The organism is Acinetobacter sp. YH12072, assembly GCF_013419565.1.
GTDB lineage: Bacteria > Pseudomonadota > Gammaproteobacteria > Pseudomonadales > Moraxellaceae > Acinetobacter.
Genome location: NZ_VOZV01000053.1, coordinates 1 through 11,886 on the forward strand (window position 1 = coordinate 1; position 11,886 = coordinate 11,886).

Here is an 11,886-nt window from a genome sequence, read left to right on the forward strand (position 1 = left end):
CCATTTCACTAAAAACTGCTCGAGGTACACCAACCAAGCGCTGGAATTCAGAATCTGAAAAACGATTTAATTTCTGATATTTCATGAAATCTATATTGAGGCAGTTTTTACTTTCGCAAGAGGTCTAATAAAGTGGCCATATTTTAAAATAAAAAATAATAGGAATTAGGTGTATAAGTCTTTTGCCAAAAACTTATATCGAACAACTTTTTAATATCGATATTAAAAAGTTATCAATGTTGAGGAATAATTCATTGGTAATTATTAATCATCCTACTTAATTTGATGAATACACGATTTGAGTCGTCTAATTCAAAAATTAGGGAAGGATTACCTATGAATATACTCATTACTGGTGGTACGGGTTTTATTGGAAAACAGATAGCTAGAAAAATCTTGGAATTAGGTACTATCACACTAGATGGGCAAACTGCTCAATCAGTAGAAAAAATCATATTATTTGATGCTTTTGCAGGAGAGGACATTCCTGAAGACCCGAAAATTCAAGTCGTGATTGGTGATATTACTGACAAAGAACAAGTATCTAAAATTACCAAAAATGTAGATGTCATTTGGCATCTGGCTGCAGTAGTCAGTTCAGCGGCAGAAGCTGATTTTGATTTAGGTATGGAAGTCAATTTATACGGTTTGTTGACCTTGCTTGAATCAGTAAGACAACACGGATCCAAACCTCGATTTATTTTTGCCAGCGGTTGTGCTGTATTTGGAGGTGCCCTGCCAGAAGTAGTCACAGATGACACCGTTGTCACGCCTAAATCATCCTATGGCATGCAAAAGGCAGTAGGCGAACTACTTGTTTCAGATTACTCACGTAAAGGCTTTATTGATGGACGAGTATTACGTCTACCAACAATTGTTGTTCGCCCTGGTAAACCCAATAAAGCTGCTTCAACATTTTTTAGCTCAATTATCCGTGAACCGCTTAAAGGTGAAACTGCGGTTTGTCCTGTTCAGGCGGATACACCAGTTTTTATTACCTCTCCGCGTCGTTGTGTTGACTCAATGATTCATGCAGCAGTCATTTCTCCCGACCGGTTATCCGATCAGCGCATTATTCCATTACCCGGTTTAACGGTTACTGTTCAGCAAATGCTGGCAGCTCTAGAAAAAGTTGCAGGAAAATCTGCAGTAGATCTTGTGAAATGGCAAGAAGATAAAACGATCCAACGCATTGTGCAAAGTTGGCCAGTAAAGGTTAAAGCTGAATACGCTGAATCACTTGGGTTCAAAGCTGATAAGAATTTTGAAAGCATCATCCAGGCACATATTGAAGATACCCAAGAATTAATAGCTGAGATAGCTAATTAAAGTGAGACAGTATTATGGAAGATATTCAAGCTAAATCTGCTCTGGAAGAGCAAACCATTAAACGTATTTCAAAAAGAATTATTCCTTTTCTTATTATTCTATTTGTAATGGCATTTTTAGATAGAACAAATATCGGCTTTGCCGCCTTGCATATGAATGATGCAATTGGAATCACTCAAACTATCTTCGGTTTAGGCGCTGGAATTTTTTTCCTTGGTTATTTTATTGCAGAAGTTCCAAGTAATGTACTTCTGCATCGTTTCGGTGCCAGAATCTGGATCGCACGTATCATGATTACATGGGGAATCATTGCTGCTTTAATGGGCCTGATTCAGAATGGAACCCAGTTTATCGTTCTTCGTTTTTTACTTGGTATTGCTGAAGCTGGCTTTTTTCCAGGCGTAATTTTCTATCTTACTTTATGGTTTCCAGCACGATATCGTGCGCGTGTATTTGCTACATTTTATTTAGGGTTGCCGATAGCCCAGATTGTTGGTGCACCTATTTCAGTTGGACTCATGCAATGGGGTGATACTATCGGTTATGAAGGCTGGCGCATGATGTATGTGCTTGAGGGTATTCCATCCATCATTCTAGGTATCATTTGCCTTAAATACTTAACCAATACACCCAAAGAAGCTCAATGGCTCACTGCTGATCAACGTCAATGGTTAATGAATACATTAGAAAAAGAAGAGCGTGAAAAAACTGAACATGCAGATGCCCATTTAAGTAAATCAACCATTATCAAACAAGTCTTTAAAAATCCATTGGTATGGGTTATGGCAATTGTTTATTTTGGGATTACGTCTGGATCGAATGCAATGTTCTTCTTCTTGCCAAGTGTGCTGGAGTCATTCCGGAATACGTTTGGGATGGAAATCAGCTTAATTCAGAATGGTCTTTTAACTGCAATTCCTTATGCATTTGCTGCTGTAGGCATGATTTTATGGAGCCGTCGCTCGGATCGTAAACAGGAGCGACATAAGCATGGTGCATGTGCAGCACTTATGGCAGCGAGTGCTATTGCAATCGCATTACTTGTGAACCAGCCATGGGCTATTATCGTCGGATTTATTTTCCTGGCAATTGGAGTATTTAGTGCAATCAATATTTTCTGGACGCTCCCAGGCCAAACATTAACAGGCGTAGGTGCTGCTGCTGGTATTGGACTAATTAACTCTGTAGGTAATTTAAGTGGATTTACAGGTCCATATTTAACTGGCTATCTATATACCACTACGGGTACTTATACCATTGCATTTCTAGTTATCGCTGGGTTTGTTGCTATTGGTGGGATCGGATTACTGGTGCTTGCCCATTTAAATGGCAAGCAGGTAGCAAAAGAGAAATTAAACCTCAAAGCCCAACCCAATCAAGGAGTATAAAACATGGCAAGGATTGGATTCGTGGGAACCGGTATTATGGGCACACCTATGGTTATGAATTTAATCAAAGGTGGTCACCAGGTTCAGGTTTGGAACAGAACCTTCTCTAAATTGAAAGGATTAGAAGAGGTAGGTGCAAAAGCCTGTCATCAGCTATCGGAAGTAGGTAAAGATGTTGATCTTCTGGTTGTAATGCTGAGTGATGGAAAAACCTGTGATGAAGTTCTGTTCCAGCAAGATGGAGCAGTCTCTGAATTAAAGAAAAATAGTATTGTGATTGTCATGAGTTCAATCCCGGTAAAAACTGCAAAACATCAGAATGAACGATGTTTATCTTTAGGATTAAGGTATCTGGATGCTCCGGTTTCAGGCGGAGAAAAAGGTGCAAAAGATGCAACTCTTGCCATTATGGTGGGGGGCGAAGAAGATACTTTTACTGAAGCCCAAGCAGTTCTCAATTGTATGGGTAGAGCAGTTCTGGTGGGCGCTGCCGGATGTGGAGAGCTAGCTAAACTGGTTAACCAGATGATTGTTGCGAGTACGATTGCCACTGTTGCAGAAGGACTGCTTTTCGCTCAGCAAGGAGGAGCAGATCCACAGAAAGTCAAACAAGCATTGACTGGGGGATTTGCTGATTCTCCTATTTTGCAACAGCATGGTGAACGTATATTAAGGCAAAACTTTAAACCGGGAGGGGCTGCGACAACGCAGTTAAAAGATACTCATACCGCTATAAATTATGCGCAGGAATTAAACCTAAAGTTGCCAGTAGCAGAATTGGTAAATCAGCTCTTTTCAGATATGGTCCATAATGGCGATGGAGCCTTAGACCATTCAGGATTAATTCGTGAAATAAAAAGGCTTAATAATATAGAGATATAGTTATACTTTTATAATATCTAAAACTGGCTCTTAAATAGCCAGTTTTTTATTTTAAATTTCTTTATTTTAACTATAAAAAATATATTCCATATTTTATATCTATTTCTAAATCATTGGTTTGATAAAAAATAATAATAGTGATACTGCAGGGTTATCACGTACTGGGAAAATGTAATTGGAAATTAAAAATCTATAGAACTATATTTTTCTATATTTTATTTAATAGAGGAACTTTCTACTAAATAAAATTATTCAGAATAAAAATGGAAGGAATTAACCATATTTAAATGGTTAATAAATAGGGAAATAGAATGAGTTTAAAAAAAGTTCATCGGCATTCATGGGTGTCGCTTGTAGTCTGTTGGCTAATCTGGCTGGTGATTGCCTATGACCGTGAATTGATTTTTCGTGCAGCCAATATGATTTGTGAAGAGTTCTCTCTTACACCCACAGAATGGGGCTATACCATTGCTGCTATTACAGTATCTCTAGCCTTACTTAGTATCCCTGTAAGTGCCTATTGTGATTTAAAAGCACCGGGCTGGAAACGTGCAATATTCCAGTGGCCTTTGATTGTCGGATTTACTTTTCTTTCCTTACTCTCTGGCATCATGTCATTCAGTAATACTTTTTATAAGTTTGTTCTCTTACGGATTCTGGTATCTATTGGTTGTGGTGTAGCTGAACCAATTGGGGTGAGTAATACTGCAGAATGGTGGCCTAAAGAGCACCGAGGTTTTGCAATCGGTGCCCATCATGCCGGTTATCCCGTTGGCGCAATGCTGAGTGGGGTAGTGATGGCGTCAATTATTTATTATTTCGGTCCTGAAAACTGGCGTTATGCATTTTATCTCGGCATCATGATCTCAGTGCCAGTATTAACATTCTGGGCTATTTACTCAAACAAGAAACGCTATGATGAATTTCATGATGCATGTATAGATCAAGGTTTTACTCCCCCTACAGAAAATCCATGTTTAGAAACTAAAGCTAAAAATCCAACTCAAGTGAAGAAGGGTGCTTTAAAAAAGACATTAAAGTCACGCGGTATTTTATTTACTGCTGGTAGTACATTGATTACTCATGTGGTTTATTTGGGCTTCCTGACTATTTTCCCAGCCTATCTCTACAATATTGTAGGAATGGATCTCGCCAAAGCTGCAGGTTTAAGTGCTGTATTTACGATTACAGGGATTATGGGGCAAATTTTCTGGCCATCTTTGTCCGATAAAATCGGGCGTCGTAAAACCCTCATTCTTTGTGGTATCTGGATGGCCGTTGGTATCGCCAGTTTCTGTTTAACCCAAGGAGTGGTTTCCGTCATTATTATTCAATTAATTTTTGGTTTTTCTGCTAATGCAATCTGGCCAATTTATTACGCTACGGCATCAGATTATGCGGAGCAGGATGCTATGGGGACGGCTAATAGTATTATTACTGTTGCACTGTATGTAGGTGGGGCTATTGCACCGATTCTGATGGGTTCATTGCTGACAAGTTTTGGTGGTTGGCATAATGCAACCGGTTATACCTTGTGCTTCATCTTAATGTCAGTCTGTGCACTGATTGGTGTGTTGCTGCAAGTTATCTTAGGTTATTTGGATAAGAAAGATCATTTAAAACCTGTTTAATTATTATAAATTTCAACTACGGAATATAAGAAAATTAAAGAAGAGATATATCATTAATGATATTTAGAGGGCTGTTCATTGGGATGAACAGCCTTTTTTGAAGAATAATTTATTTTCTTGACTAATCTTTGAACTAAACTAGATTCTGATCATGACCTAGAATATTCTGGTTTACATTATTCTCTAAAATAGAAAACAGTCGCTCTTGGGCTTCATCCGTGGCCCAAGCAATGTGCGCTGTGATCATAACATTTGGATGCTTGAGTTTTAACAAAGGATGATCTGCTGCAGGAGGTTCCTGATCCAGTACATCCGCGCCAAAACCTGCAATTTGTTGATTCGTTAATGCTTCTGCCACATCTTCACTATAAATCAAACCGCCACGGCCTACATTAATCAAGATACTGTCTTTTTTCATTTGACTGAGCACAGTACGATCAATCATATATCGTGTTTCGTCATTCAATTCACAGTGCAAGGACAGCACATCAGCAAGCTGTATTGCCTGTGAAAATGGAACATATCCTTCACGACAGGTCGTGGCATGCTTACGCTCACTAAAGATAACCTTCATTCCAAATGCTTGTGCTTTTTCTGCAAGCGACTGACCGATTTCGCCCTTACCTACAATGACCAGATTTTTATTTTTGAGTTCACGGATGGGCGCTGCAAGATAGAAAGATACTGGACTATTTGACCAGGTCCCATCTCGAACAGCCTTAACTTGGGAGTCGAAATTTTTGATCAGGTTCATCATCAGGACAAATGCATGTTCAGCCACTGCATCGCCAGCATAACCACGAATATTGCAGATTTTGATATTTCTAGACTTTAATAAATCGACATCTACATGATCGTAACCTGTGGAACAAAGTGCCAGTAATTTTAAGTTCGGATTATTGTTCAGAATCTGTTCATCAACTTTCAGGTCACTGATGATGAGCACATCCTGATCATGGATCTGATCATAAAACTGTTGCTGACTTAACTGCTCATATTCAGTGTATTCAACAGGGAAATTAAATTGAAATGCTTTATTCAGTAATACGCCTTTTTCAACACAGGTAACTTTTACGGTATTCATAAATCTTTAATATCTACATAGTGGTACTGCATATGACTTATTTTTTAATCAAATCATATGCCATTTTAGTATCCTCTAACTGCACCAGCGAGGCATGACGTGCAGAAAGAGGGTCTTTATTTTCAATTGCAGTTAAAATTGCTTTATGCCGAGGCAATGAATGGTTCTGTAAATTCGGTCTTAAACTGGTAACCTGGATTGACTGCTGCAAAGGTAAAACCAGCATTTTTGACATATATGCCAATAAATCATTATGAGTTGCTTTGGCAATTGAAAGATGAAAGTCAATATCCGGCTGGATAAACTCTTCAATACTTTCTGCCTGTTCCATCCCTGCATACGCTTTTTTAATGCGTGCTATATCTTCCTCTGTCGCCGTACTTGCTGCGATATAAGCCAATTCCGGTTCTAATACACGACGTACAGTAGATAAAGTTTTAAAAAATTCATTTTCAGGGGTGGATTGTATAAGCCAGTATAAAATATCCGGATCAAGTAAATGCCATTCATCTTTAGGGCGAACAACCGTACCAATTTTAGGTCGAGAATAGGTCAGACCTTTGGCATTCAGAACACGAATAGCTTCACGAAATACCGGTCGACTGACTTGAAATTCTTCACATAACTCTGCCTCTGAAGGCAATTTTGAATTTTCCGGTATTTCGCCAGATACTATTTTTAGACCTAATTGCTGAACAATAAGAGCATGTTGGCTTTTACTTGGAACAGGATTTTTATAGTCGGCATTACTCATATTTTACAATTGACCATTTATGATCTCATTATGGTATAGATGACCTTATGATTTCACAAGATCATCTAAATTTTAGGCACTTAATGTGAATGTCGGGGTACTTCAGAGCCTCGGCAACCTACCAGAAAATCAAAGTCACAGCCTTGATCTGCCTGAAGTACATGATCTACATAGAGCTGACGATAGCCCCCAATAAAGCTTGGTCTTGGTGGTTCTGGTAAATTAGCTAAACGTTGCTGCAATTCTTCATCAGAAATATCCAGGTGTAATTTTCCGGCATAAGCATCGAGTTCAATATAGTCACCATTTTGAACAGCGGCCAAAGGACCACAGGCCATAGCTTCTGGTGCAACATGCAAGACTACCGTGCCATATGCAGTACCACTCATTCGTGCATCAGAAATACGAACCATGTCGGTAATTCCTTTTGCCAGAATTTTTGGAGGTAATCCCATATTTCCGACTTCTGCCATGCCTGGATAACCTTTTGGACCGGCATTCTTGAGTACCAAGACACAGGTTTCGTCTACATCAAGATCTGGATCAACGATACGTGCCTTATAGTCATCAAAGTTTTCAAAGACTACAGCACGTCCACGATGTTTCATTAATTCCGGGGAGGCCGCAGACGGTTTCAATACAGCGCCTTTTGGTGCCAAATTACCTTTAAGAATACACATCCCACCATCATTACGAAGTGGGTTATCAATTTGACGAATCACTTCATCATTGTAGATAGGGGAGTTTTGGCAATTTTCCCAGATCGATTGACCATTGACGGTTAATGCTTGAGGATGGGGAAGTAGATTATTTTCACCCATACGACGTAATACTGCTGGCAATCCACCACTATAATAAAATTCTTCCATCAGGAAGCGCCCTGAGGGCTGCAAATCAACAATTGTGGGCATACCGCGACCCACACGGTTCCAGTCATCCAGTTCCAGATCAACCCCAATTCGGCCAGCAATTGCTTTCAGATGAATAACAGCATTGGTTGAACCGCCAATTGCAGCATTAACTTTGATAGCATTTTCAAAAGCTTCTTTAGTTAAAATTTTAGAAAGACGCAGATCTTCTTTCACCATATCTACAATACGCATACCAGATAAATGCGCCAATACATAACGGCGAGAATCTACCGCAGGGATTGCCGCATTATGGGGTAATGAGGTCCCTAAAGCTTCTGCCATACATGCCATTGTAGAAGCTGTGCCCATGGTATTACAGGTTCCTGCTGAACGTGACATACCAGATTCAGCTGATAAAAATTCATTTAAATCAATTTTTCCTGCTTTTAATTCCTCATGCATCTGCCAGACGATAGTACCCGCACCGATATCTTTACCCTTATGTTTGCCATTCAGCATAGGACCGCCTGTCACCACAATTGCAGGAACGTCACAACTTGCAGCACCCATGAGCAAAGCAGGAGTCGTTTTATCACAACCTGTTAACAAGACAACGCCGTCGATGGGATTACCACGAATTGCTTCCTCTACATCCATACTGGCTAAGTTACGGGTAAGCATCGCAGTAGGGCGTAAGTTAGATTCTCCATTGGAGAAAACCGGGAACTCAACCGGAAAGCCGCCAGCTTCTAAAACACCTTTTTTGACATGCTCAGCAATTTTACGGAAATGTGCATTACAAGGTGTGAGTTCTGACCAGGTATTACAAATACCAATAATTGGTCGTCCGTCAAACTCGTGATCTGGAATCCCCTGATTTTTCATCCAACTACGATACATAAATCCATTTTTATCGGTTGTCCCAAACCATGCAGCTGAGCGTAAAGGTTGTTTGTTAGACATTTCTATATCCCTATATAGTATTACTATTTAAAACATTAAAATTAAAATACAATAAAAAAAATAGTTTTAAAAGGGTTTACAACTTAAATAGTAATACTATATTTTGTCCTTACAGATTTCTCCCTAAGCATGAAGCTAAAACTAAAAATGGAAATATGGAGTCGAAGATGGATTTCGAGAAGGATGTCATCAGGAAGGTAACATTTAAGTTAATACCCGCTTTAGTGATCTTATATTTAGTTGCTTATATTGATCGTGCTGCAGTCGGTTTTGCCCATTTACATATGGGTGCTGATGTAGGAATAGGTGATGCGGCGTATGGATTAGGTGCAGGCTTATTCTTTATTGGTTATTTTCTATTCGAGGTGCCGAGTAATTTATTATTAGACAAATTTGGTGCCAGAAAGTGGTTCGCACGAATTCTGCTGACATGGGGTTTAATCACCATGGCCATGGCACTCATTCAAGGACCACACAGTTTTTATATTCTCAGGTTTTTACTTGGTGTAGCTGAAGCAGGTTTCTTCCCAGGAGTATTGTATCTGATTACCCAATGGTATCCAGTGCGTCATCGTGGAAAAATCATGGGGATGTTTATCCTGTCGCAACCGATTGCCATGATGGTAGCAGGGCCTTTAGCAGGTACATTATTGGGGATGGACGGTATCGCCAATATGCATGGCTGGCAGTGGTTGTTTGTAATGGTCGGGTTACCAGCAGTATTACTGTCTTTACCTACCTTGCTTTATCTTCCAGATAATATCAGCGCTGTAAAATGGCTGAGTAATGAACAAAAGAACTGGCTTAAAAATGAATTAGTTAAAGATGAAGCTGAATATGATCAAACACGTCATGGAAATCCACTTCATGCTTTAAAAGACAAGCGTGTATTAACTCTAGCTTTATATTACCTGCCGGTTACTTTAAGTATTTATGGACTAAACCTCTGGTTACCTACCATTATTAAACAGTTTAGTGGTGGTTCAGATCTACAAGTAGGCTTTCTCTCTAGTATTCCTTATGTCTTCGGGATTATTGGTCTGCTTATTATCCCTCGCAGTACAGATAAATTAAATGACCGTTATGGGCATCTTAGCTTCCTATATGCCTTAGGCGCCTGTGGCATGTTCTTTAGCGCTTGGTTGACTTCGCCTGTAATGCAGCTCATTGCACTTTCTGTTGTAGCGTTCGCTCTATTTTCAACCACGGCTGTGTTCTGGACACTTCCTGGGCGCTTCTTGACAGGTGCCAGTGCAGCAGCAGGGATTGCTCTTATTAACTCTGTTGGAAACCTAGGCGGTTATATCGGCCCGTTTGGTATCGGTTTATTAAAACAATATACCGGCAATATGGCTTCAGGTTTGTACTTTCTAACAATAGTCATGATTTTTGGTTTGATTTTGACATATTTCGTTTATACAAAATTTGAAACCAAGAAATCTAAAACAATGAACATTAATGAAAATGCTAAAGGATAGCAGCATGAATATTATTCAGTTTGAAGATCATTCTAATCAACGTGCGATAGGTATCGTAGAAAACAATCAGGTACTAAAGGTTAAGGAAATAACTACAGTTCGTGAGCTTGCACTCTTAGCTATTGAAAATGATCTTTCACTCGAAAAACAAGTTGAGGCATTAGGTTTTGCAGAACAACGTTATAACTATGTCGAGTTATTAAATAATCACAAAGTATTGCCTCCTTTAGATCATCCTGATGCTGCGCACTGTTTTATCTCAGGAACAGGTTTAACTCATTTAGGATCAGCATCTACGCGCGACAAAATGCATCAGCAGAATCTGAATGATCCAGCGTCTATGACGGATACTATGCGCATGTTCCAGTGGGGAGTAGAAAAAGGTAAACCTGAAGCAGGTCAGGTAGGTGCACAACCAGAATGGTTCTATAAAGGAGATGGCTCAATCGTTGTACGTCCTGGTACAGAATTACCACTGCCTCCTTTTGCCGAGGATGGGGGTGAAGAGCCAGAAATAGCCGGTTTATATGTAATCGGTCCAGATTTAAAACCGTACCGTCTCGGTTTTGCACTAGGCAATGAATACTCAGACCATATTATGGAGCGCCGTAACTATTTATATCTTGCGCATTCAAAATTACGGTTCTGCAGTTATGGTCCGGAATTAAGAACAGGCGATCTGCCTAAGCACCTGGTAGGTAAAAGTCGTTTAAAACGTAATGGGGAAGTGATTTGGGAAAAAGAGTTTCTTTCAGGTGAAGACAATATGTGTCATAGCCTGAGTAATCTTGAATATCACCATTTCAAATACCATCAGTTCCTCAAACCAGGGGATGTTCATATTCATTATTTCGGAACAGCCACACTGTCTTTTGCAGACGGTATGAAAGCTGAAATTGGTGATGAATTTGAAATTGAAATGAAAGAATTTGGACAACCCTTAGTTAATAGATTGGCACCAACTCAACCTGAATTACCAATTGGCTCAGTTATAACTCTTTAAGGATCTTAGATATGAATTTTGGACACAACTTTATAGCAGGTAGTCGTAGTGCTGAAGGCGATAAAATCCTTAAAAGCCTGAATGCCAGCACCGGTGAGGCACTGGGTTTCGATTTTCATCAGGCCACCGAACAGGAAGTCAACCGTGCAGTGGAAGCTGCCCATACTGCATTTAAAACCTACCGACATACTTCTCCTGAACAGCGGGCTCTATTCTTAGAATCCATCGCAGATGAACTCGATGCTTTGGGTGAAGACTTCCTCAATACGATTTCTCAAGAAACGGCTTTACCTATTGCTCGTCTGCAAGGTGAACGCGGCCGTACCAGCGGGCAAATGCGCCTGTTCGCGAAAGTATTACGTCGCGGTGATTTCCTGGGTGCACGAATTGATACCGCACTACCAGACCGTCAACCTTTACCACGACCAGACTTACGTCAGATTAAAATCGGTGTAGGGCCAGTTGCCGTTTTTGGGGCAAGTAACTTCCCTTTAGCATTCTCGACCGCCGGTGGTGATACCGC

General features: G+C 39.9%; 10 protein-coding genes and 1 pseudogene. 7 read left to right on the plus strand and 4 right to left on the minus strand.

Annotation, left to right across the window (positions count from 1 at the left end; all coding sequences use genetic code 11):
• Window positions 1-85 (minus strand): annotated as a pseudogene (locus FTU19_RS14970) (IS5/IS1182 family transposase); the annotation flags it as partial.
• Between the two features lie 251 nt (window positions 86-336).
• Between FTU19_RS14970 and denD the strand changes: the two are divergent.
• The 4 genes from denD (at window position 337) to FTU19_RS14990 (ending at window position 5,230) form a co-directional block, all read left to right on the plus strand.
• A complete protein-coding gene (denD, locus tag FTU19_RS14975; protein WP_180131809.1) occupies window positions 337-1,329 on the plus strand; it encodes a D-erythronate dehydrogenase in 993 nt (330 codons plus the stop codon).
• A 14-nt stretch (window positions 1,330-1,343) separates the two neighbouring features.
• The gene (locus FTU19_RS14980) at window positions 1,344-2,717 is read left to right on the plus strand and encodes an MFS transporter (protein WP_104426523.1); all 1,374 of its coding nucleotides are present in this window, start codon (window positions 1,344-1,346) and stop codon (window positions 2,715-2,717) included.
• 3 nt (window positions 2,718-2,720) lie between these two features.
• Window positions 2,721-3,599 carry an NAD(P)-dependent oxidoreductase gene (locus tag FTU19_RS14985; RefSeq protein ID WP_180131812.1) on the plus strand — a complete coding sequence of 293 codons (879 nt, stop codon included), beginning with the start codon at window positions 2,721-2,723 and terminating at the stop codon, window positions 3,597-3,599.
• A gap of 311 nt (window positions 3,600-3,910) precedes the next feature.
• Window positions 3,911-5,230: an MFS transporter gene (locus FTU19_RS14990; protein ID WP_163170031.1), complete on the plus strand. Its 1,320-nt coding sequence runs from the start codon at window positions 3,911-3,913 to the stop codon at window positions 5,228-5,230.
• A gap of 133 nt (window positions 5,231-5,363) precedes the next feature.
• On the opposite strand, the gene FTU19_RS14995 is transcribed toward FTU19_RS14990, so the two are convergent.
• The 3 genes from FTU19_RS14995 to FTU19_RS15005 all read right to left on the minus strand — a co-directional run bounded on the left by FTU19_RS14995 (window position 5,364) and on the right by FTU19_RS15005 (window position 8,882).
• Window positions 5,364-6,314 (minus strand): NAD(P)-dependent oxidoreductase, encoded by a 951-nt coding sequence (locus FTU19_RS14995; RefSeq protein ID WP_004782540.1) that lies wholly within the window; start codon window positions 6,312-6,314, stop codon window positions 5,364-5,366.
• A 37-nt stretch (window positions 6,315-6,351) separates the two neighbouring features.
• Window positions 6,352-7,068 (minus strand): FadR/GntR family transcriptional regulator, encoded by a 717-nt coding sequence (locus FTU19_RS15000; RefSeq protein ID WP_104426520.1) that lies wholly within the window; start codon window positions 7,066-7,068, stop codon window positions 6,352-6,354.
• 80 nt (window positions 7,069-7,148) lie between these two features.
• On the minus strand, window positions 7,149-8,882 hold the full coding sequence (locus FTU19_RS15005; RefSeq protein ID WP_104426519.1) for an IlvD/Edd family dehydratase: 1,734 nt from the start codon (window positions 8,880-8,882) through the stop codon (window positions 7,149-7,151).
• Window positions 8,883-9,049: 167 nt separating this feature from the next.
• On the opposite strand from FTU19_RS15005, the gene FTU19_RS15010 reads away from it, so the two are divergent.
• The 3 genes from FTU19_RS15010 to FTU19_RS15020 all read left to right on the plus strand — a co-directional run.
• Window positions 9,050-10,360 (plus strand): MFS transporter, encoded by a 1,311-nt coding sequence (locus FTU19_RS15010; RefSeq protein ID WP_004782537.1) that lies wholly within the window; start codon window positions 9,050-9,052, stop codon window positions 10,358-10,360.
• 4 nt (window positions 10,361-10,364) lie between these two features.
• Complete coding sequence (gene araD1, locus FTU19_RS15015; protein ID WP_180131815.1) at window positions 10,365-11,363, plus strand: AraD1 family protein; 999 nt, start codon at window positions 10,365-10,367, stop codon at window positions 11,361-11,363.
• A gap of 11 nt (window positions 11,364-11,374) precedes the next feature.
• Window positions 11,375-11,886: aldehyde dehydrogenase family protein (locus FTU19_RS15020; RefSeq protein WP_180131818.1), on the plus strand; the 512-nt coding region annotated here is incomplete at its 3' end.